We start from the raw sequence: 21707 nt of genomic DNA on the forward strand, positions 1-21707 counted from the left end.
CCCTAGCCAGCGGGCTCACCGTGCGCATGAGGCGCGGGACCTACTACCAGCGACCGGTGGGTGGGCCGAGATTCGGCAAGGTCGACGTCGATGTCGGATTCCTGCCGGAAAGGGCCACCCGGCAGTGTTTGGCTACCCGCATGACCGCCACGCAGCAGGCCAAAGCCCGCCTCTTCCGCTCCCTGCACACCCTCGCCGGGCCCCTCACGCTCGCCAACGCCTGGGACGTCGCAAGCGCTCGCGTCATCGAATCCGCGGGCGCCCCCGCGATCGCCACCACCAGCGCCGGCGTCGCCTGGTCGCTGGGCTCCCCGGACGGCGACGCGCTCGTCCGCGACCAGGCACTGGAGACGATCTCCCGCATCACCGCAGCGGTCGCGGTTCCGGTCACCGCCGACATCGAGGGCGGGTACGGGCAGGACGCGGCCGACGTCGCCGGGACCATCACCGGGGTGCTCGCGGCGGGCGCCGTCGGCGTCAACATCGAAGACGGCACCAGGCCCCCGGGCGAGCTCGCCACGCGGCTGGCGGTCGCCCGGCGGACCGCTGACCGGGCGGGGGCGGACCTCTTCCTCAACGCCCGTATCGACACGTACCTGTTGGGGCTCGGGAACCCGGACACCCGACTTGAGGAGACCCTGTCCCGGGCGCACATGTATGTCGACGCCGGTGCGGACGGCATCTTCGTCCCCGGTGTCACCGACACCACCACCATCGCGGCGCTGGCCAAAGACATCTCGGGACCGCTGAACGTCATGGCCGGCCCCGGCGCCCCGACCGTCGCCGAGCTGGGCACCCTCGGCGTGGCCCGCGTCAGCCTGGGCTCCGGCGTGGCGCAGGCCGCGTACGCTGCCGCTCGCCGCGCGGCGCGGGAACTCTTCGACACCGGTGACTACGGCTCCCTCCTCGGCGCGATCCCCTTCCCGGAACTCAACGGGCTGCTCTCCGAACCCCGGGGTGCCCTCTCATGAGGTGGGTTGCGCCTGCGCGATCACGGCAGGCGGCCTCCGGGGCGTCGAGGAAACCGGCCACGCCACGTCGTCGATCGCGAGCCACGGCGCCACGGCCACGGCCGTGGGGGTGAGCCCGGTGAACGCCTTGACCTCGCGGTGGAGATGGGACTGGTCGACGTAGCCGCTCTCGGTGGCAACGTCGGCGGCGGCGTGACCCGCCGCGAGAAGGTGGGCCGCGTGGTTGAACCGCACCAGTCGAGCGGCGCGTTTGGGTGTGATGCCGAGCTGGGAGCGGAAGCGGGCGGACAGGCGCTTGCGGCTCCAGCCGACCTCCTCCGCCAGGCGCTCGACCCGCACCCGCCCCCGGCCGGTGAGCGTCCGCCGCCAGGCGTGGGCGACCTCCGGGGCGACGGGTGGGCGCCTGCCCAGCCATCGGCCGAGGATGTCCACCGCGATCGCGCACCGCTCGTCCCACGACGTGGCGGCACACAGCCTGTCCTCGGCTCGCTCGGCGTCGGGGCCCCAGACATCATCGAGGGATTCCACCGTCCCGCTGAGCTCGGCCGACGGGCGGAACACCGCGGCCGCCGCGACCGGCTCCAGCCGGATCTGGAGGCACTCGCCCACCCGGCCGCCTGCCCGCAGCTCGCCGGGGTGGAGCCCGACGACGACACTGCCGCGCCCATGCCGGCCGTGTGCGTCGTAGACGAGGCCCTCGCCCTCGCTCAGGTCGAGCAGCAGGGTGACGGACGGGTGCGCCACCATGGCGATTGTCCACCGCCGCGGGGACACGTTGGCGGAACCCGGCCATGCTGCCCCCCGGCAGCCGACCGGACGGACGCGGGACCGCGACGCCCACCGCTGACCAGTCGAATGGTGTCCCCGCCGACATCACGCGACCAGTCCAGGTCTCAGGGCGTCACGGGCGGGGTGTCAACGCCCGTCGCCGCGAAGCCCAGCAGCAGGGTGCCGGTCGCCTCGGGCTCCTCGATCATGGGCACATGCCCGACGCCGGGCAGCAGCTCGACCCGCGCGTTCGGCACCGCGTCGTACTGGTGCGCCGATGAGGGCTCCCAGCGGGGGTCGGCAGTACCGAAGACCACCAGTACGGGGAGGTCGATGGCGGCGAGACGCTCGGGCACACTCCGCTCGGTGATGTACGCGGCGTTCCGGCGCAGCACGGTCCTGAGCGCCGGGTAGGTGATCCTCCGTATGTCGGCGACCACGTCGTCCGGCACCTCCACCGGGCGAGCGCACGCCGCCCCGATTCCCCTGCGGATCGTCGCGTCCGAACGCCTCGGCCACAGCAGCGGGCCGAGGGGCGGGGCCAACAGCACCCGAAGGAGGAGCGGCTGCGGCAGGAGGGCGTCGAGACTCGGGCCGCTGCTGATCAGCGTGAGCGATCTCACCAGGTCGGGGCGGTGTTCGGCAAGCGCGGTGGCCACGTAGCCGCCGCTGGAGTGCCCGGCCACGGCCACGGAACGGAGGCCGAGGCCGTCGAACAGCGCCGCCACCTGACCCGCCTGCGCGGGCACGTCATAGGACGCCGCGGGCGGGGACTGGCCGCAGCCCGGAAGGTCGACCCGAACGACGTGATGGTGGCGGGCGAGCGCCGGGACCACCGGGCCCCAGAAGCCGCCCGAGGCCCCCGATCCGTGGATGAGCAACAGGGGCGGTGCCTGCCGAGGGCCGTCGTGGACCACATGCATCCCGCGCGAGAGCTCAACGCTGTGTTCGCTCATGCGGGGATGGTGCGTGGGCCGCCGACCGTCGGTCTTGTACATATGTCGTCGTGGCGGTGACGATCGCGATGGCCGTGGTCAGCAGCCAGGCGGGCGGACGGCGCCGGGCGGGCTCGGCGGGGGTGACGAGGACGGTGTCGGGCCTGGCCGCCGTCGGGGCCGATTCCGGACCGGCGGGGGCCGCGGTGGAGTGGTGTGCGAGGTCGACCATGGTGCGCGCCGCGTGCTCGGCCTCGGTCAGTGTTCCGGCGAGAACCGTGGGGCATTCCTCGGGCCGGCGCCCGGTCCGGCCGCCCTCTCCTCCAGCCATCCGCTCAGCCGGGCCGCCGTCGGGCGCCCGGCCGGGTCCTTGGCCGGACGCGCGGTGAGCAGTGGCTCCAGCTCCGGGGGGACGCCTTCGAGGTCGGGTTCCTGGTCGGGTTCCTCGTGGACCACTCGGTAGAGCAGGGTGGCCGCGGGTGTCTGTTCCCCCGCGCGCGAGAAGGGGCCATGTCCGGTCGCGAGGCGGTAGGCGGCCAGCAGGGCGAGCGCGATCGGAACAGCAGATACAGGGCGGCCCCGGCCCGCCGCATCATGGCCGTCACCCGCCGCCGAGCCGGCGAGATCACCGTCCTCACCCACGCCGCACAAACCATCACCGCGGCCGTCACGCGGTTGCTGCCGATGCACTGGCCGCCCCACCTGGGGAGGTGAAGGAATCACGCCCGTGCGCGCCGCGGCGGGCGAGGGTGAACTTTTTTGGATATCCGCGTGACGTAATCCGTCACGCCGCACCTCGTCCGTTCATGCGCGCCAGATCTGCGGGTGTTACGCCTTCGTGATCTGCGGGGTGCCGGATCGCCCGGCTGTGACCTGGAGCAATGCAGGATTCCATCATTGACGAGTGGAAAAGCGCTCATTAGCGTCCGCCTCATGACCCACCAAGCACTCGTGGACACCATTGATGACCTGGACCGTTGCGTGATCGCGGCGCTCCAGCTCAATGGTCGTGCGCCGTGGTGCGCGGTGGCCCGTTGGGTGGGTACGAGCGAGACGACCGCCCAGCGGCGCTACAAGGCTCTGCGCGAGCGGGGACTGCTGCGGGTCGTCGGCACGCTGGAGCTGGACCGCACCCGGGAGGGCTCGTCCATGCTCGTCCGGGTGCAGGCCAGGCCCGGTCGCGGGCTGGACCTCGCGGACCAGCTCGCCGTCAGCCCGGATGTGCGCTTCCTGGCCGTCGTCACCGGCGCGGCCGATCTCATCGTCGATTTCGTTGCCCGTGACAACGAGGAGATGATGCGGATGCTCTTCACCGACCTGCCCGGGGCCGACCTGATCAGCAGCACCGAGGCGGTCGCCGTCATCCGTGCGTTCACCTCCGCGTCGATGTGGGACACCGGGCTGCTGCCCGCCGAGGCGGCCGCGGACCTGCGGCCCGCTTCCCTCGCGTCGTCGTGCGACCGCGACGACTGGGACGAGGCGCCAAAAGCGCTGACCGGTCTGGAGCAGGAGGTCGCGGCGGCTCTCAAGGAAGATGGCCGGGCCCAGATCAGCGCCCTGGCCCGGCGCCTGGGCCACACCGAGGCGGGCGTCGCACGGGCCATGGAACGTCTCATATCCCGTGGCATCCTGCAGTTCCGGACTCTGGTCGAACCGGGCCTGCTCGGGTACGACGCCGAGTTCATGGTGTGGCTGTCGATCGAGCCCGACCGGCTCGAAGCCGCGGGGCGGCAGCTCGCGCGCCATCCGGGAACCAAGTTCCTGTGCGCGGCGACCGGGCGTTTCAACCTCGTCGGACACATGGTTCTGCCCCGTCGCACCGATCTGCTCCGCTACACCAGTGAGGTCATCGGGACGCTGCCCGGGCTGATCGCCTCCGATGTGACGTTGCACCTCGCCACCCTCAAGTACTCCTGGCACCGGATGGTCCGCACCGTCTGAGCCCCCGGCCGGCCGCCGGGCACACCGCGCGATAGCGGCCCGGCCATACCCTCATCCGCCCCCTTCCGCCCCCTTCCGCCCCCTTCCGCCCTCTTCCGCCCTCTTCCGCCCTCTTCCGCTCCGATCCTTGTGGAGATCACCATGCCCACAGACGACTTCGGCCTGCCCTCGGAGAGCTGGCGCTGGCCCGAACACACCTGGCGCGGCCACGTCGACGCGGTCCGCGCCGGGCGGCGGCTGGTCCCCGACCGGTGGCCCGGCGGTGCCCGCGTCGCGGTCGCCCTCTCCTTCGACGCCGACCACGAGACGATCCCGCTGCGCGACGGCGGGACCAGCCCCGGCCTGCTCGCCCAGGGCGAGTACGGGGCCCGCGCCGGCTCCCCGCGGATCCTGGACCTCCTCGCCCGCTACGGCGTCCCCGCGACCTTCTTCATGCCGGCCGTCTCCGCCCTCGTCCACCCCGAGGAGGCCCGCGCCTACACCCGTGACGGGCATGAACTTGCCGTCCACGGCTGGATCCACGAGCGCAACATGCTGCTGGGCCGCGACGACGAGCGGGACCTCACGGCGCGGGCCCTGGACACCCTCACCACGCTGACCGGCCGGCGCCCGGTCGGCATCCGCACCCCGTCCTGGGACTTCTCGGACTCGACCCTCGACATCATGATCGAGCTGGGCTTCGCCTACGACTCCTCGCTCATGGCCGACGACGAGCCGTACGAGATCGTCGCCGACGGCCGGCCCACCGGCCTGGTGGAGATCCCCGTCGACTGGATCCGGGACGACGCCCCGTACTTCACCATGGACCGCTACGGCTCCGCCCGCCCCCACAGCCGTCCGCGCGACGTACGGGAGATCTGGACCGACGAGTTCGACGCCGCCTACCGGGACGGCGGCGTCTTCCAGCTCACCCTGCACCCGCACGTCATCGGCCACCGCTCGCGCCTGGTGGCGCTGCGGGAGCTTCTCGACCACATCGCCGCTCACCCCGGCGTCTGGTACGCCACGCACGCCCAGCTCGCCGACACGGCCCGCGACGTGCTGCACGGCCGGACCACAGCCGGCTCCGCCGCCGACACTCCGGAGCACACACCATGAACACCGGATCCGCCACGCCCACCGGCCCCCTGCGCCAGGACGGCGCCGCCCCCGCCACGACCCGGCTCAGCGGCGCCCAGCGCAAGGCCATCGTCGCCGGCACCATCGGCAACACCGTCGAATGGGTCGACTGGGCCCTGTACTCCATCTTCGCCAAGATCATCGCCGATGAGTTCTTCCCGAAGAGCGACGGCCCGGTGGCCCTGCTGTCCACGCTCGCCGTCTTCGCCGTCGGGTTCGTGATGCGCCCGGTCGGTGCCGCCGTTCTCGGCGCCTACGCCGACCGCCACGGACGTAAGAAGGGCATGACCCTCACGGTCGGCCTGATGGCGGCCGCCGGTTTCGTCATCGCGATCACCCCCTCCTACGAGACCATCGGCATCGGCTCGCCGCTGCTTCTGCTGGTCGCCCGGCTGGTGCAGGGCTTCTCCGCCGGTGGCGAGTTCGGCTCGTCCTCCGCGTTCCTCGTCGAGTCGGCGGCCCGTGGCAGGCGCGCCTTCGCCGGGTCCTGGCAGCAGGTGTCGGTCGCCGGCGGCGTGCTCGTCGCCTCCCTCCTGGGCACACTCGCCACCTCGGCACTGAGCGAGGACGCCCTGCACGCCTGGGGCTGGCGGGTGGCGTTCATCGTCGGCGGCCTGCTCGGACTGGTCGGCCTCTGGCTGCGGGTCTCGGTGGCGGACACCGACTCCTTCGCCCAGGTGCGGGGCTCCGGCCGCACCCGCACCAATCCCGTCAAGGCCATGTTCGTGGAGCACCCCGGGGCCGCCCTGCGCGTCGCCGGCATCACGGTGGCGGGCACCCTCACCTACTACATCTGGGTCAACTACCTTCCCACGTACGCGAATCTGACCACCGGCATCCCGCTGAAGACCGCGCTGCTGTCCCAGACGCTGTGCCTGGTCGTCTTCGTCATCGCGCTGCCACTTGTGGGCGTGGTCTCGGACCGGCTGGGACGCAAGCCGACCATGGCGGGGTTCGCGGGCGGCTTCGTCATCCTGGCCTGGCCCCTGCTGCACCTGCTGAGCAACAGTTTCCTCAGCCTGTTCCTGGTCCAGCTCGTCGGCATGCTGCTGATCCTCGGCTACTCCGCCAACTGCGCCGTCATCATGGCCGAGCAGTTCCCCCCGGAGGTGCGTGCCACCGGTATCGCCCTGCCGTACGCCCTGGCCGTCGCGCTCTTCGGCGGCACCGCGCCCTATCTGACGACGTGGATGCACGAGAGCGGCCACAGCGACCTGCTGTGGATCTACGTATCGGCGGCCTCACTGATCTCCCTCGTGGTCTACCTCACGATGCCGGAGACCAAGGACAAGGAGTTCAACTGATGACCCACGTCCTCGTCACCGGCGCCGCGGGCGGCATCGGCGGGGCGATCGCCGAGGAGTTCGCCGCCCAGGGCGCGTTCCTCACCCTCGTCGACCGCGACCTCGCCCCGCTCCAGCGGACCGGGGCACAGCAGGGAAGCCGTACCGCCGCACGGGCCGCGGACCTGACCGACCCCGACGCGCCCGCCGCCCTCGTCGAGGCGGCCTGGGCGGAGCACGGCCCCATCGACATCCTCGTCAACGCCGCGGGCGTCTACCCCTCCCTCGACATGGCCGACGTGGACGCGTCGGCCTGGGACCGGCTGTTCGCCGTCAACCTGCGCGCCCCGGTCCTGGCCACCGCCGCGTTCGCCCGGCTCGCCATCCGCCATGGGCGGCCCGGTGCGGTCGTCAACATCTCCTCCGGCTCCGCGCTGCGCGCCCGCCCCGGCGGAGGCCCGTACGCGAGCTCGAAGGCCGCCCTGGAGATGGCCACCCGCGCCACCGCGCTGGAACTGGGCACACACGGCATCCGCGTCAACGCGGTCAGCCCCGGTTTCATCCCGGTGGACAGCGACTGCAACCCCGTCTCCGCCCAGTACGCCGAGGCCATCGGCACCAACCCACTGGGCCGCCCGGGAACACCACAGGACATCGCCCGGGCGGTGCGCTGGCTCACCGGCCCCGACGCCTCCTGGATCACCGGCGAGGTGGTGCGGGTGGACGGCGGATCCAGCACGGGCGCCCTGCACCTGCCCCGGATCTGGCAGCCCGACGACACCCGCGCCACTGCGCCCGCCCCGGTGCCGGCGACCGCGACCACCGCGGCCACGACCACCGCGACCGCGACCACCGCGGCCACGACCGCCACGACCACCGCGACCGCGAGCACCGCAGCCACGACCACGGAAGAAGGACGAACCACCCGATGAACGACGCCCAGCCGGTCAGGCCCGGATACACCGTCGTCGGCGCGGGAGCGATCGGCGGCACCCTCGCCTTCGCCCTCGCCCGGGCCGGCCACCCGGTCACCGTCGTGGACACCGACCGCGCCCATGTGGACGCCATCCGCACCCGCGGACTCGTCGTCGCCCGCGGCGGCACCCGCGAGAGCGTGCCGGTCACCGCCACGACCCCGGAGGAGTTCACCGGTGGCCTCACTCGCGTCCTGCTGGCCGTGAAGGCGCAGGCCACCGGCACCGCGCTGGACTGGATCGCGCCCCGCCTGGCCCCGGACGGCTACGTCGTCTCCCTGCAGAACGGCTTCAACGAGTCCCTGATCGCCGAGCGTCTGGGGGCCGCCCGCACCGTCGCGGCCTTCGTGAACATCTTCGCCGACGTCATCGAACCGGGCGTCATCCTGGACGGCGGCGCCGGAGCCCTCGTCATCGGCGAGCCCGACGGCGCGCCGGTCAGCCCGAGGGTCCGGGACCTGGTGGCCCATCTGCACAGTTGGGGCCCGGCCGTGGCCAGCGACAACGTCGAGGGATACCTGTGGGCCAAGGCCGGGTTCGGCGCCATGCTCGCCGCCACCGCCCTCGCGGACGCCCCCATGGCCGACCTCATCGACCGGCACCGCCCCGCCATGGCCGCGCTCACCGGCGAGATCTTCGCCGTATCCGACCGCCTCGGCGTCACACTGGAAGCGTTCGACGCCTTCGAGCCGCACCCCTTCCGGCACGGGACGGACCCGGCCGCCCAGAACGCCGCCTTCGACCGTCTCACCGCATGGCTGCGCACCCAGACGAAGGACCGCAGCGGTATCTGGCGCGACCTCGCCGTGCGCCACCGGCCCGTGGAAGCCCCCACGCACTACACCGAGGTCTTCCACCACGCGGCGCGCGAAGGCCTGCCCACCACTCTGCTGCACACGGTCGTGACCGGCCTGCGCCAACTGGAGGGTGCCGCGCAGGACATGTCGGAGTCGCGGCTGGACGAACTGGACCGCCTGGCCCAGCCCCCCGCGCCCTCGCTCCCGCTCGGCTCCGAACAGGCCGAAGCGGTGCGGCAATGGCTCGACGCCCACCGCGAGGACATGGTCGCCGACCTCGCCGCCTACACCTCCCAGGGCAGCGCCAGCGACGACCCGGACGCCCTGGACAGTTGCCTCGGCTGGCTGCGCGACTGGCTCGACCGGCGCCTCGGCGCACCGGACGCCGAGGAGACCCTCGCGCGCGAGGAGGCCGGGGACATCCTCGTCCGCCGCTACCCCGCCCGGGACACCACCACCGAGGACAACCGCCCCGTCCTTCTCCTCGGGCACTACGACACCGTCTGGCCGACCGGCACCCTGGACACCTGGCCCTTCCGGCGGGACGGCGACCACATCAGCGGCCCCGGCGTCTTCGACATGAAGGCCGGCCTCGTCCAGGCGGTGTGGGCACTGCGCGCCCTCGACTCACTCGACCTGCCGCGCCCGGCCTGCACCTTGATGCTCAACGGCGACGAGGAAACCGGCAGTCTCGCCTCCCGCGACGCCATCGTCGACGAGGCACGCGACAGCCGCCTCGCCATGGTCTTCGAGGCCGCCGCCGACGGCGCGATCAAGACAGCCCGCAAGGGCGTCGGACTCTTCACCGTCACGGTCACCGGCATCGAGGCCCACGCCGGTCTGGACCCCACCGCCGGAGCCAGCGCCGTGGACGAACTCGCCCACCAGATCCTGCGTCTGACGGACCTGCGCGCCCCGGACGCGGGCACCTCGCTGAACGTGGGCGTGGTGGCGGGAGGCACCCGCAGCAACGTCACGGCGGGGCACGCCGTCGGCCGTATCGACGTCCGCGTCGCCACCGCCGCCGAACAACAGCGCCTCGGAGACGCCCTCGCCGCGGTGCGTCCCGTCGACCCACGGACCTGCGTGGAGGTCACCGGAGGCTGGAACCGCCCGGTCTTCGAGCGCACGGAAGGGGTCGCCGCACTCGCCGAGCTGGCGCGCCGGTGCGCCGCACTGCTCGGACACGACCTGCCCGAGGCGTCGGTCGGCGGAGCCAGCGACGGCAACTTCGTCGTGGCCGAGGGCACGCCGGTCCTGGACGGTATCGGCGCGGTGGGCTCGGGCGCACACGCCCGCTCGGAGAACACGTCGGTGCAGGGCATGGTCATCCGTGCGGCGCTGGCCGCCACCGTGCTGGCGGCGCTGGCCATGCGATGACCCCCTGCCCTGTCATACGTGACCACTTCCCGAGGCCCGGCAGGACACCGAACCGCGTGCCTTACAATTCCCCGGCCACTGGCGAAAAATGAGCGGTCGAACGCATGGGCCGCAGGGGCGAGGAGGAATCGCGATGGCAACGGGGGGATGGGGTCCGCCGAACGGCCCCGGGCAGGGCGGCAATCACTGGGGGCCGCCGCCGGCACCCGGTCCGTACGGGCCCACGCCGACACCGGATCCGTACGGGCCGCCACCGGCACCGGATCCGTACGGGCCGCCACCGAACCCCTACGGGACCCCGCCGCCCGGGCCCTACCGCCCGGCGCCCAGGAACCGGCGCCGGTACCGGCGGGTGCCCTTCCTCGTCCTGATCGTCCCCCTGCTCCGCTCGGTGCACCGGGCCGCGCGCAGGGTGTTCGACCAGGACGGCGGCGGGCGTGTCCACGATCCCGTGGTCACCCGCGTCCAGGTCATCCGCACGGTGCTCGGCATCCTCGCGACGCTCGCGCTCTACTACATGTACGGGGCGGACAACGGCCTGGGGGACCAGGCCGGCGAGGGTGTCGCCCAGCTCCTGCTGACCCCGGTCCTGCTCATCATCGCCGGACCGGTGGTGATCACCGCCTTCATCCGCTACGCGCCCGCGGAGCGGCGGCGGCTGCTGCGCTCCCGGCTCGGCGTCCCGGCCAAGACCGTCGGCTGGTACATCCTGGTCGTGGCCGGCCTCCTCGGCACGGCGTGGGTGATCTCGGGCACCACGCTGCTGCACGGGCTGCACGGGGTGTGGCTATTCGTGGCCGCCGTCCCCGCGCTCGCGTTCGTGCTGTGGGGGCTGCCGTTCTTCTTCGTGGCCTCGGCCTACGTCGCCCGCTCCGCCTTCAACACCGCCTATGTGCATGCCGCGCTGCCGGCCGTGCTCACCGTGGTGATGGTCTGGATCGTCGCCATCCTCAACGCGACCGGGAGCGGCATGCCGAACGGTCCGATGTGGGCCCAGTTCTGCTCCCTGTTCGGCGGCCCGCTCTCGGTGACCGGGCTCTCCCTGTGGGAACTGCACCGACTGCGTACGCGCCACGGCGTGACCATACGCGGCTGAAGCATCCCACCGTCTCCGGGGATCGCCGCGGTCGTACCGTGGGCCACCGGGCGTTCCGCCGCGCTGCTCGGGAATCGACGGCGGACGTGGGTGGTGGCGGCCTGTTCCGTACCCTGGCGGCATGCGCATGCGCCCCACTTTGAGCTGGACCCCCGTCGAGGACCTGCCGCCGGGCACCACGGACCTGGCGCCGGTCGCCGACGCCCTGAGCACCGGCGGGGTGCTGGTGCTCAGCGGGGCGGGCATCTCCACGGAGTCGGGCATCCCCGACTACCGGGGCGAGGGCGGGAGCCTGAGCCGGCACACCCCGATGACCTACCAGGACTTCACCGGCGGCGCGCAGGCCCGGCGCCGGTACTGGGCCCGCAGCCACCTCGGCTGGCGCACCTTCGGCCGGGCCCGTCCCAACGCCGGGCACCGGGCCGTGGCCACGTTCGCGCGGCACGGCCTGCTCTCGGGCGTGATCACCCAGAACGTCGACGGTCTGCACCAGTCCGCCGGCAGCGAGGGTGTCGTGGAACTCCACGGAAGCCTGGACCGGGTCGTCTGCCTTGGGTGCGGCGCCGTCAGCCCGCGCCGCGAACTCGCCCGGCGGCTGGAGGAGGCCAATGTGGGCTTCGCGCCGGTGGCCGCCGGAATCAATCCGGACGGTGACGCCGACCTCACCGACGAGCAGGTCGGGGACTTCCGCGTGGTGCCCTGTACGGTCTGCGGCGGCATCCTCAAACCGGACGTGGTGTTCTTCGGCGAGGCCGTTCCGCCGCGGCGGGTCGTGCACTGCCGCGAGCTGGTCCGTGAGGCCACTTCACTGCTGGTCCTGGGCTCCTCACTGACGGTGATGTCCGGGCTCCGGTTCGTCCGCCAGGCGGCCAAGGCCGGGAAGCCGGTGCTGATCGTCAACCTGGCCCCGACCCGGGGCGACCAGCACGCCGTCACCCGGGTCGCCCTCCCGCTGGGAACGGCCCTCACCGCCGTGGCCGGCCGACTGGGCATCCCAGAGCCGGCACAGACCTGACTCCGGCGCCCTTGCGACCCTGGCTATTCCGCCGGGCGGAGCCAGCTCCGGGCGAGTTCCGCGACCCAGGTGGCCGCCGCGTCGGGAGCGGGCGGAGGAGCGCCGACGACGACGAGTTCGGTGACGCCCGCCGCGCCGAGTGCGGGGAGGTGCTCCGGGGAGCCGTCGCTCAGCGCGACGGCGACCGTGAGCTCGTCAAAAGCGCGGCCGTGGCGGGCGCACTCGTCGGCGAGAACGGCGATACGCGCCGGGACGTCGGCCACCGGGACGTTGAAGCCGTACCAGCCGTCGGCGAGCGTCACCGCCCGGCGCAAGGCGGCGTCGCTGTTGCCACCGACCACGACCGGCAGCCGTCGGCCACGCAGCGGCTTCGGGTTGACCCGGATCGCCTCGAAGCGGGTGAACTCCCCCGCGTAGGAGGCCGGATCCGCCGCCCAGAGAGCGCGCATCGCGGCAAGGTACTCCTCGGCGCGCCGCCCGCGCCCCGCGAACGGGACTCCGAGCGCCGCGAATTCCTCGGCCGACCAGCCGACTCCGACCCCGAGGCTGAACCGCCCGGCGGAGAGCACATCGAGTGTGGCGGCCTGCTTGGCGACCAGGACCGGATTGTGCTCAGGCAGCAGGAGTACGCCGGTGGCGAGCTCGATCCGGCTGGTGACCGCCGCCGCGAAGGTCAGGGCGAGCAGCGGGTCCAGCCAGTCCGCGTCCGCGGGCACGGCGATCCGGCCGTCCGCGGAGTAGGGGTAGCGAGAGTCGGGCGCGTCCACGAGCACCACGTGCTCGCCACACCAGAGCCTCGCGAAGCCATGCGTCTCGGCGGCTGTGGCCACCGCACGGATCACCTCGGGACGGGCACCGTCACCGATACCGAGCGCGTGCACTCCCACTCGCATGCTCCACCTCCGGGCGTCACCTTAAGCACGAGGCGCGGACTCACCCGGGTGACGTGGCACGCCGCGCCCGCCCGTGGCGGGGCATGTCGTCCGGACGAGCGAAGGCCTTCCTCGATGCCCTCTGGGAGAAGCCTTGGGCATGTCTACGGGGGGGGTAACCCCAGCCACTGCCCTGAGGGCAGCGCATCGGCAGGTCAGGGGGACGGCCGGATGGGCCGATCCCCTCTCCGCTGGTGGGATGGTCGCAGACCACCGGCTCCGGGGGCGAAACAGCCGCGGGCCACAGCCTGGGCGGTCCCCGAAACGCGCGGGCAACCCCGACCAGAAAGGGATCACCATGCATGGGCTGGGAAGGCGCCGGCGGGGCCGGCTCGTCCTGACCGGCCTGGCCACGGTCCTCCTCGCCGCCTCGACCGGACCGGCGGCGGCGAAGCCGCGGCCGGCCGATCCGCTCCAACAGCAGGTGGACGCGGTCCACGGCACCGGGGCCGTCGGTGTGCTCGCCGAGGCGACGTCACCGGACAGACGTGACAGCGCGCGCGCCGGGACGGCCAAGGTGGGCACCGGGAGGCCGATGCCACGGAACGGCGGGTTCCGGATCGGCAGCGCCACCAAGACCTTCACCGCCACCGTCGTGCTGCAACTCGTCGGCGAGGGGCGCATGTCCCTGGAGGACACCGTCGAGCAGTGGTTACCGGGAGTGGTCCACGGCAACGACAACGACGGCAGCCGGATCACCGTACGGCAGTTGCTGCAGCACACCAGCGGCATCCATGACGTCCTGCCGGAGATACCCGCGTTGAACAGCGCGGAGGGCTATCGCGCCGAGCGGTTCCGCACGTACACCCCCGAGGAGTTGGTGGGGCCGGCGATGAAGCACCGGCCCAACTTCCCGCCGGGCGACGGCTGGTCGTACTCCAACACCAACTACGTTCTCGCCGCGATGATCATCCACGAGGTCACCGGCCGGAGCTGGGCACAGGAGGTGAACGACCGGATCATCCGCCCGCTGGGCCTGAGGGACACCAGCGCCCCCGGCGCCTCCCCGTCCATCCGGGGCCCGCACGCCCACAGCTACGCCGCGTTCGGCACCGACACCAGCATCGACGTCACGGCGCTCAATCCGAGTATGGCCGCCGGCTCCGGCTCGATCATCAGCACCACGCACGACCTGAACCGGTTCTACACCGCACTGCTCGGCGGCCGTCTGCTTGCTCCCGCACAGCTCGACGAGATGACGACCACCAAGCCCGCGCCCGAGCTGGGCGTGAGGTACGGACTCGGTCTGGGCGAGATCCCGTTGTCCTGTGGCGGCAGCTACTTCGGCCACCCGGGCGAACTGCTCGGCTATCACACCTGGGGTGGCGTCACCCGAGACGGCACCCGGACCGCCGTGGTGTACGTCACCAGCGACGGCGGCGACGACACCCAGCAGTCCATGAGCACACTCGTGGACCAGGAACTGTGCCGGACCCGCCCCTGACACTCCGCTCAAGGTCCGCGATCCATGTGCGGGTCGGGTGGGCGGGCGCTACGCGGCGCGGGCCGCGAATACCGCCGCGCCCAGCAGGGCCTGGTCCTCGCTGTCGTCGCGTACCGACAGGGCCAGTCGCGCGAGCCGCGGGTCGTGGTGGGTCAGGCCGGCGTAGAGGGGCGGGCCTATCAGGGGCCATGCGGCCGTGATGGAGCCGCCGAAGACCACCGTGTCGGCCTCGAAGGCGGTCAGCCACGGGGCGAGGGTCTTGCCGAGGGCGCGCAGGGCCGAGGTGATGACGTCGCGGGCGGTGATGTCGGCCGCGGCGAGGGAGGTCAGCTCCCGCAGCCCGTCGACGGGGCGGCCGGTGCGGTCCGTGTAGCGGGTGGTCATCGCCCGGGTGGAGACCGTGTCCTCCAGCGGGCGGCTGTCCACGGTGAGCAGGTCGACGCGGCCCTCGGGCGGTACGCGCGGGTCGTCCTCGACGATCGTCCCCCGGTCCAGGAACGCGGAGCCGATCCCCGTGCCGAGCGTGACCGCCACGAGGCGTCCGCTCCCGGTGTGCACCGTGTGCCGGGCGCCGAGCGCGAAGGCGGAGGCGTCGTTGAGGAACCGCAGCCCGGCCGGGCGGGGGTTCAGCCGGGGCGTCAGGAGTTCGCCGACGGCGAGGCCGTTCAGCGAGGCGAACTTGCCGACGCCGTGGTAGCGGGCGATGCCGCGCGCGTAGTCGAACGGCCCCGGGACCGCGATGCCCCAGGTGTCGCGGACCGCACGCGCGCCGAGGGCGGGCGCCGAGAGCACGCCGTTGGCGGTCTCGGCGAGCGCGACGAGGAAGTCCTCGGGGCCGATGCCGGGCGCCAGCGGCAGGCGGCGCCGGGTGCCGTCGGCGATCCGGGCCCGATCGAGGTCGACGGCCGCCGCGGTGACATGGGAACCGCCCACTTCGAGGACGGGCACGAGGGGAGGCGGCACGACGCTGGACGGCACAACGCTGGGCGGCACGGGACCTCCGGAAACCGTCATCGGCGCCTACCGCGGCGCCGGATGGTCGACAAGTGTGGTCGCGATCGTCACGCGCCGCGGCGGCTGCGGGGCGGTGCTCGCCTGGCGCTCGAAGAGCAGCGTCGCGGCGGCCCGGCCGATTTCGACCGGGTCGTAGGAGACGACGGTGAGCGGCAGGTGCAGCATGTCGGCGAGTTCGATGTCGTCGAAGCCCGCGAGGGCGACCGGCTCCTGGTCCCGCGCGCGGTCCCGCAGGGCGCGCAGCGCGCCGACCGTGTTCCGGTTGTTGGCGGTCAGCAGCGCGGTCGGCGGGTCCGGCAGGGCGAGCATGGCGCGCGCCGCCTGCTCCGCGAGCGCGCTGTCGCTCCGGTGCCGGCTGACGTACCGCTCGTCGAGCGCGATGCCCGCCTCCTCCAGCGCCACCGCATAGCCCCGGAAGCGCTCGGACCCCGTCCACAGCGACGGCGGCAGACCGAGGAAGCCGACGCGCCGGTGGCCGCGGGCGACGAGCCGCCGGCAGGCGTCCCGGGTGCCGCCGAAGTCGTCGACGAGGACGCAGTCCACGTCGATGCCCATCGGCGGGCTGGCGGCGAGCACCACCGGGAGGTCGCGCAGCCGTGTCCCGGCGAGGTGGCTGTGGTCATGACCGGCCGGGACGACGACCAGGCCGTCCACGCCGCGGTCCACCAGGTCGGCCACCACCTCGCGTTCGGCGGCCGGGTCCTCCCCGGTGCTGCCGAGCATGACCCGTGCGCCGTAGCCCACACAGATCTGCTCGAGGCCCACGGCGAGTTGGGAGTAGAACGGGTTCGCCAGGTTGGTCACGACCAGCCCGATGAGCTCGTTCGGACCGCCCGAACGCAGCTCCCGGGCACGCTTGTTGGGGCGGTAGCCGAGGGCCTCCACCTCGGCGAGCACCCGCCGGCGGGTGGCCTCGCCGATGCCGCGCTGACCGCGCAGCGCGCGGGAGACGGTCATCGGGCTGACGCCGAGCCGTGCGGCCACGTCCCGCATGGTGAGGGCCGGTTCGGAACCCGAGTGTGCGCTCATACCACCTGTGCCTTCACCAGACGGACCGGCTCCGGCCCCTGATTGTGCACGCGGTAGGAGGTGACGGACGCCGGGACTGCGAGAGTCTCGGCATAGTGTACGGAGTGCCGGTGCCCGGCGGCGGTGGTGATGACCGCGCCCTGCCCGTCGACCACGGTCAGCACATGGAAGCGGCCGTCGGTCTCCTGCTCGGCGGTCCGGCCCGGCTCGACGGCGATCCGGTGCACCTGGAAGAACATCGCCGGCAGTGCGCCGAGCAACTCCTCCGTCCAGCCGTCGCCGGCAAACAGCGGCCGGGGCCGCTGGACCAGTTCGCGGGCGACCGCGTCGCCCGACCGCGCCGGGTCGAGGTTGCGGAAGGCATGCTCCACGTGCACGGCACGCTGCCGGTCCGCCGCGTCCCGCCGCAGCCAGTCGTAGAACCGCAGGGAGTACAGGTAGGGGGTGGCGCTGACTTCGAGGACGACATTGCCCTCGCCGCTGCCGTGCGGCGTACCGGCCGGGACCAGGTAGAGCTGCCCGGCCTCGGCGGGAAACACCTGCACGTACCGCTCGACGTCGAACGGTGTGCCGTGTGCGTCGGCGGCGTGCGCGCTGTGGTGGAACGCCTCGACGTCGGCGCCCTCGCGCAGTCCGAGGAAGACCTTGCTGTGGTCCCCGGCGCGCATCAGGTAGTAGGTCTCGTGCTGGGTGTACGGCCAGCCGAAGACGTCGCGCATATCGTCCGGCCTGGGATGGCAGTGGACGGAGAGGTTGCCGCCGCCGACGGTGTCGAGGTAGTCGAAGCGCACGGGGAACGACGTGCCGAACATCTCGTGCACGGCGGGGCCGAGCACATCCACCGGGGAGAGCGCGACGACGAGCTGGAACGGCACCTCCACACATCTGGAGGCGTCGTCGCCGAGCAGGACACCGCTCTCCGGCGCGATCAGCTCGTAGCCGAGGGCGGTGTTCTCCGCGTCCGGGTTGTGACCGAGCGTCTCCTGTCCCCAGTGCCCGCCCCACGGCGTCGAGTTGAAGGTCGGCCGGGTGCGGAAGGGGCGGGCGGCGAGCGACCGGCAGGTCTCGCGCAGCGTCTGCCCGCCGATCGACGTCGGGGCGACGGTATCGGTAACGTCAATCCAGCGGTCGATCCGCCCCGCCATGTCGTCGCGATGACGGTCGAGCAGCGGCCAGTCGATGTAGAGCAGCCGCCGCAGGGTCGGCGGCTGACCCTCGGGCGCCGCGAGGTTGCGGCCCCGGCCGTGCTTGACCGCCGCCTCCGCGTACCGCTTCGGCAGGTCGGCCCACCACAGGACGTCGGCGTCCGCGAGCGCGGCGCCGGGCCCGAGCAGCACGCGCAGCGCGGCGCCCTCGCCCGGGCCGGATTCACCCGCGCCGCCCTCCCCCAGGCCGGATTCACCCGCGCCGTCCTCGCCCGGGTTGTCCTCGCCCGGGCCGGATTCGCCCGGATCGGCGAGCGCCGCCAGGGCCTGCGGGTCCATCAGGTCTGACAGGTCGCCACCGGCCAGCCTCGCGAAGTCGGGGTCGCCCCGCAGCTCTTCGGAGTCCGTGAGCCGCCGTACCGTCTCCCAGTCGCGCACCGCCGTGCGGACGTCCGCGAACTCCACCGGGGTGCGCCGATCGTCGAACGCCGCGCGCAGCCCGGCGGCGACGGCGGCCCAGTCCAGTACGGCGGGGCCGTCCACGGCGAGGACCCGGGTCCCCTTCGGGAGCGTCCCGGCCGCGTCGGCCCAGCCGGCGGCGACCGTGTCGGCGAGGACGGGATAGCACGGTGTCGGATCGTACTGCGGTGCCTTCTGCGGTGCCTTCGCGTTGACCTGCGGAGCCTCGCCCATGTCACCAATCCCGTGAGATACGTTAACGCGCGTCTTTTCAAACCACCTGCACGCCTGTACGTTACCGATAACTTACCAGGTCGGTGATTCCGTGACGAGGGGGTCTCAGATGGGGCCGATCGACATGCCACAGGGGACCAGCCGCCGCCGGGTGTTGGCCTCCTCCTTCGCAGCCGTCTCCGGTCTCGCGCTCAGCGCATGTGCACGAGGTTCGATGAGCCGGCCCGCACCGGCCGACGTGGTCTCGGTGTTCAACGACAACCCCACCTGGGCGCCGGGTTTCCGGGCGGCGGGCAGCCAGTTGCGGCCGCTGTCCGGCTTCCGGCTCGCGCCGCGGGCGGTTCCCAACGTCAGCAACTACCAGCAGATCGTGCGGATGTCGGCGCAGACCGACTCCACGGCCGATCTCCTCAAGTGGTGGAACGGGTACCGGCTGCGCGACATCGCCCGCGCCGGGATCCTCGCCGATGTCACCGACGCCTGGGACGAGGCGGCCCGGCGCGGCTGGAGCGACGACACCGCGTTGCGCGAGACCTTCAGCCACGAGGGACGGCAGTACGGCGTCCCGCTCTACAAGTCGTACTACGTGGTCTTCCACAGCCGGTCCGTCTTCAAGCGGCTCGGGGTGGAAGTGCCCAGGACATGGCAGCAGTTCCTCGATGTGGTGGACGCCGCCCACTCCGAGGGCATCACGCCGATCTCCTCCGGCGGGGCGACCACCTGGGAGTCCTCGATCTGGTTCCAGCAGCTCGTCAACGGGCTCGACCACCGCTTCTACCTCGACCTCGCGGCGGGCCGGGCCTCGTACACGGATGAGGTGTGCCGGCGCGCGATGGCCCTGTGGAGCGATCTGTACCGGCGGGGCGCGTTCTCCTCGCCCGATGCCTCGTCCACGGACGTACCGGGCCAGTTCGCGCGGGGCAGCACCGCCATGTGCCTCTACGGCACCTGGAACACCGGGACGTTCCTCGACACCGGGGTCAAGGAGGCCGACCTCGGCGCGTTTCTGCTGCCACCGCCGCCCGGCGGCGCCCCCTCGGTCCTCGTGGAGAGCGGTGTGCTGGCGGTGTCGGCGAACGCCCACAAGCGCGACGCCGCCCTCGCCGTGGCACGCGCCTGGCTCGACCCGGCGGTCCAGACGGCGTGGACGGGATTCCTGCGGGACACCTCCGCCGACCCGGGCGTCGTGCCGAAGGTGGACACGGTGCGCCAGGTCGCCGCCCAGGTGCGACGGGAACGGCCGGCACAGGCCATCCGCTACTGGGAGGCGTCGCCCCCCGTACTGATCGAAGGGAACGTCCAGGACTTGAGCGCCTTCATGATCGACCCCACGTCGGCGCAGGCGACGAAGACCCTGACGAACATGCAGCACCGAGCCGACAAGGAGTGGAAGATGTGGACGTCCTGACCACTGCCGACGAGGCGGCCGGCCGCACGGGGCCACGCCGCCCCGAGGCCCCCGCGCCCGGCCCGCGCGCCGATCGCCACCGCGCCGCCGTCTGGGTGGGCGCGTTCCTCACCCCCGCCGTGGCGCTGGTCCTGCTGCTCCTGGTCGTGCCCTTCCTGGTCACCGCATGGCGCAGCCTCTTCGACGACAACGGCATCACCGCACGCTTCGTCGGCCTGTCCAACTACACCGCGCTCTTCTCCGACCCCGACTTCGGCCGGTCGCTGCTGAACACCGTGCTCTGGGTGGTGGGCACGCTGGTCCTTCCCGTACTGCTGGGCCTGCTCCTCGCGGTGCTGACCCATTCGGTGCGCTGGGGCGCGGTGGCCCGCACCGCCGTGGTCATCCCGTACGCGCTCTCCGGCTCGGCGACGGCGCTGCTGTGGACGTTCCTGCTGAAGAGCGATGGGGCGGTCAACCAGACGCTGAGCGCGGTGGGGCTCGGCGGCTGGCAGCAGGAGTGGCTGCTGCACTGGCCGATGAACACCCTCGTCATGATCGTGGCGACGACGTGGCAGGCGACCGGGGCCTCGCTGATCCTGTTCCTGATCGGGCTCCAGACCATTCCCTCGGACACCATCGAGGCCGCCCGGATCGATGGCGCGCAGGGCCTCCAGCTCTTCCTGCGTGTGATCGTGCCGCAGTTGCGGCCGATGACCGTCGTGGTGGTGGGCATGTCCATCGTCAACAGCCTCAAGACCTTCGACATCGTGTGGCTGCTCACCCAGGGCGGCCCCGGAACGGCCTCCGAGACGCTCGCGCTGACGATGTACCGGCAGACCTTCACCCTCAACCGGTACGGCTACGGCGCGGCCGTCTCCGTCGTGCTGACGGTCGTCGTCATCGCCGCCTCCTGGCTCTACCTGCGGCGACAGGTGGGGCAACGGACGGGGGAGGGCGTATGACGGGCAGGACGGTACGTGGCGCCCTGGTCGTCCTGGTCTCCGTGCTGTGGCTGGTGCCGACCTGGCTGGTCGTCGTCAACGCGTTCACCCCGGCCAAGCAGTACACCGGATCGCCACGGTGGTGGTTCGCCTCCCCGGGGCTGTTCGCGAACATCCGCGCCGCGTTCGACAGCGCCGACGTCGGGCGGGGACTGCTCAACACCCTGACATACGCGGTGATCGGCGCGGCGGTGGCGGTGGTGATCGCGGCACTCGCCTCGTTCGCCGTCACCGTGATGCCGGTGCGGCGGCCCGCATTCTGGTTCTGGTTCATCTTCACCGGCACCGTGCTGCCCCTCCAGACGTTTCTGTCCCCCCTGTTCACCGGGTACGCCGCCACCGGCCTCTACGACACCCAGTACGGCATGCTGCTGGTCTATGTGGCGCTGACCATCCCCTTCGCGTTCTTCGTCAACCGCAACTTCATGCTCACCGTGCCGAGGGAGATCTCCGAGGCGGCCCAGCTCGACGGCGTGAACTGGCTGTCGATGTTCCTGCGGATCCATCTGCCGCTGGCCAGGAACGCGCTGCTGGCCGCCTTCATCTTCCAGTTCACCTGGATCTGGAACGACCTGCTGTTCGGCATCACCCTGTCGCTCAGCCCGAACGTGCGGCCGGTGACGGCCACACTGGCCGACCTCGGCGGCAATTGCTCCACGGTGGGGCCGCCCGTCGTGCTCGCCGGCGCGCTCGTGGCGTCGCTGCCGACCGTGGTCCTCTTCTTCGTGTTCCAGCGCTTCTTCGTCAACAGCCTGCGGCTCACGGCCTGAACCGAACCAC

Annotated in this window: 19 protein-coding genes and 1 pseudogene; 12 read left to right on the plus strand and 8 right to left on the minus strand. The window is 72.3% G+C overall.

The window, feature by feature from the left end; genetic code table 11:
• Window positions 1-140: 140 nt before the first annotated feature.
• On the plus strand, window positions 141-971 hold the full coding sequence (locus STRVI_RS29120) for an isocitrate lyase/PEP mutase family protein (protein WP_043236682.1): 831 nt from the start codon (window positions 141-143) through the stop codon (window positions 969-971).
• Here the strand turns inward: STRVI_RS29120 and STRVI_RS29125 are convergent.
• The 4 genes and pseudogenes from STRVI_RS29125 to STRVI_RS50190 form a co-directional block, all read right to left on the minus strand.
• Window positions 966-1845, minus strand: a pseudogene (locus STRVI_RS29125) (helix-turn-helix domain-containing protein). The gene STRVI_RS29120 and the pseudogene STRVI_RS29125 overlap by 6 nt on opposite strands.
• A 19-nt stretch (window positions 1846-1864) precedes the next feature.
• Window positions 1865-2695: an alpha/beta fold hydrolase gene (locus STRVI_RS29130; protein WP_043240137.1), complete on the minus strand. Its 831-nt coding sequence runs from the start codon at window positions 2693-2695 to the stop codon at window positions 1865-1867.
• Entirely contained in the window at window positions 2676-2906 is a 231-nt protein-coding gene (locus STRVI_RS52180) for a hypothetical protein (RefSeq protein WP_050993774.1), read from the minus strand. The genes STRVI_RS29130 and STRVI_RS52180 overlap by 20 nt, the downstream gene beginning before the upstream one ends.
• Window positions 2907-2932: 26 nt before the next feature.
• Window positions 2933-3316 (minus strand): hypothetical protein, encoded by a 384-nt coding sequence (locus STRVI_RS50190; RefSeq protein WP_043236684.1) that lies wholly within the window; start codon window positions 3314-3316, stop codon window positions 2933-2935.
• A gap of 291 nt (window positions 3317-3607) precedes the next feature.
• On the opposite strand from STRVI_RS50190, the gene STRVI_RS29140 reads away from it, so the two are divergent.
• The 7 genes from STRVI_RS29140 (at window position 3608) to STRVI_RS29170 (ending at window position 12279) form a co-directional block, all read left to right on the plus strand.
• Window positions 3608-4615: an Lrp/AsnC family transcriptional regulator gene (locus STRVI_RS29140; RefSeq protein WP_014059215.1), complete on the plus strand. Its 1008-nt coding sequence runs from the start codon at window positions 3608-3610 to the stop codon at window positions 4613-4615.
• Window positions 4616-4756: 141 nt separating this feature from the next.
• Entirely contained in the window at window positions 4757-5713 is a 957-nt protein-coding gene (locus STRVI_RS29145; protein ID WP_014059216.1) for a polysaccharide deacetylase family protein, read from the plus strand.
• Window positions 5710-7038 (plus strand): MFS transporter, encoded by a 1329-nt coding sequence (locus STRVI_RS29150; protein WP_014059217.1) that lies wholly within the window; start codon window positions 5710-5712, stop codon window positions 7036-7038. The genes STRVI_RS29145 and STRVI_RS29150 overlap by 4 nt, the downstream gene beginning before the upstream one ends.
• Entirely contained in the window at window positions 7038-7949 is a 912-nt protein-coding gene (locus tag STRVI_RS29155; protein WP_014059218.1) for an SDR family NAD(P)-dependent oxidoreductase, read from the plus strand. Before STRVI_RS29150 ends, STRVI_RS29155 begins: the two co-directional genes overlap by 1 nt.
• On the plus strand, window positions 7946-10168 hold the full coding sequence (locus tag STRVI_RS29160; protein ID WP_014059219.1) for a M20/M25/M40 family metallo-hydrolase: 2223 nt from the start codon (window positions 7946-7948) through the stop codon (window positions 10166-10168). The genes STRVI_RS29155 and STRVI_RS29160 overlap by 4 nt, the downstream gene beginning before the upstream one ends.
• 133 nt (window positions 10169-10301) lie before the next feature.
• Window positions 10302-11264 (plus strand): hypothetical protein, encoded by a 963-nt coding sequence (locus STRVI_RS29165; RefSeq protein WP_014059220.1) that lies wholly within the window; start codon window positions 10302-10304, stop codon window positions 11262-11264.
• Between the two features lie 121 nt (window positions 11265-11385).
• The gene (locus tag STRVI_RS29170; protein ID WP_043236687.1) at window positions 11386-12279 is read left to right on the plus strand and encodes an NAD-dependent protein deacetylase; all 894 of its coding nucleotides are present in this window, start codon (window positions 11386-11388) and stop codon (window positions 12277-12279) included.
• Between the two features lie 23 nt (window positions 12280-12302).
• Here STRVI_RS29170 and STRVI_RS29175 read toward each other — a convergent pair whose 3' ends face one another.
• The gene (locus STRVI_RS29175) at window positions 12303-13172 is read right to left on the minus strand and encodes an LLM class F420-dependent oxidoreductase (protein ID WP_014059222.1); all 870 of its coding nucleotides are present in this window, start codon (window positions 13170-13172) and stop codon (window positions 12303-12305) included.
• 337 nt (window positions 13173-13509) lie between these two features.
• Between STRVI_RS29175 and STRVI_RS29180 the strand changes: the two genes are divergently transcribed.
• Entirely contained in the window at window positions 13510-14655 is a 1146-nt protein-coding gene (locus STRVI_RS29180; protein ID WP_014059223.1) for a serine hydrolase domain-containing protein, read from the plus strand.
• Window positions 14656-14703: 48 nt separating this feature from the next.
• Here STRVI_RS29180 and STRVI_RS29185 read toward each other — a convergent pair whose 3' ends face one another.
• Genes STRVI_RS29185 through STRVI_RS29195 form a run of 3 tightly spaced genes read right to left on the minus strand, consistent with a single transcriptional unit; the run spans window position 14704 to window position 18536 of the window.
• Window positions 14704-15648, minus strand: coding sequence for an ROK family protein (locus STRVI_RS29185; protein ID WP_014059224.1), 945 nt, complete (start codon window positions 15646-15648; stop codon window positions 14704-14706).
• A 27-nt stretch (window positions 15649-15675) separates the two neighbouring features.
• The gene (locus STRVI_RS29190; protein WP_014059225.1) at window positions 15676-16698 is read right to left on the minus strand and encodes a LacI family DNA-binding transcriptional regulator; all 1023 of its coding nucleotides are present in this window, start codon (window positions 16696-16698) and stop codon (window positions 15676-15678) included.
• Window positions 16695-18536 carry a class I mannose-6-phosphate isomerase gene (locus STRVI_RS29195; protein ID WP_014059226.1) on the minus strand — a complete coding sequence of 614 codons (1842 nt, stop codon included), beginning with the start codon at window positions 18534-18536 and terminating at the stop codon, window positions 16695-16697. The genes STRVI_RS29190 and STRVI_RS29195 overlap by 4 nt, the downstream gene beginning before the upstream one ends.
• A 109-nt stretch (window positions 18537-18645) precedes the next feature.
• Between STRVI_RS29195 and STRVI_RS29200 the strand changes: the two genes are divergently transcribed.
• Genes STRVI_RS29200 through STRVI_RS29210 form a run of 3 tightly spaced genes read left to right on the plus strand, consistent with a single transcriptional unit; the run spans window position 18646 to window position 21697 of the window.
• Window positions 18646-19944 carry an ABC transporter substrate-binding protein gene (locus STRVI_RS29200; RefSeq protein WP_014059227.1) on the plus strand — a complete coding sequence of 433 codons (1299 nt, stop codon included), beginning with the start codon at window positions 18646-18648 and terminating at the stop codon, window positions 19942-19944.
• A complete protein-coding gene (locus STRVI_RS29205; RefSeq protein WP_014059228.1) occupies window positions 19932-20888 on the plus strand; it encodes a carbohydrate ABC transporter permease in 957 nt (318 codons plus the stop codon). Before STRVI_RS29200 ends, STRVI_RS29205 begins: the two co-directional genes overlap by 13 nt.
• Window positions 20885-21697 carry a carbohydrate ABC transporter permease gene (locus STRVI_RS29210; protein WP_014059229.1) on the plus strand — a complete coding sequence of 271 codons (813 nt, stop codon included), beginning with the start codon at window positions 20885-20887 and terminating at the stop codon, window positions 21695-21697. Before STRVI_RS29205 ends, STRVI_RS29210 begins: the two co-directional genes overlap by 4 nt.
• Window positions 21698-21707 lie beyond the last annotated feature (10 nt).

The sequence above is a fragment of the Streptomyces violaceusniger Tu 4113 genome, from assembly GCF_000147815.2.
GTDB lineage: Bacteria > Actinomycetota > Actinomycetes > Streptomycetales > Streptomycetaceae > Streptomyces > Streptomyces violaceusniger_A.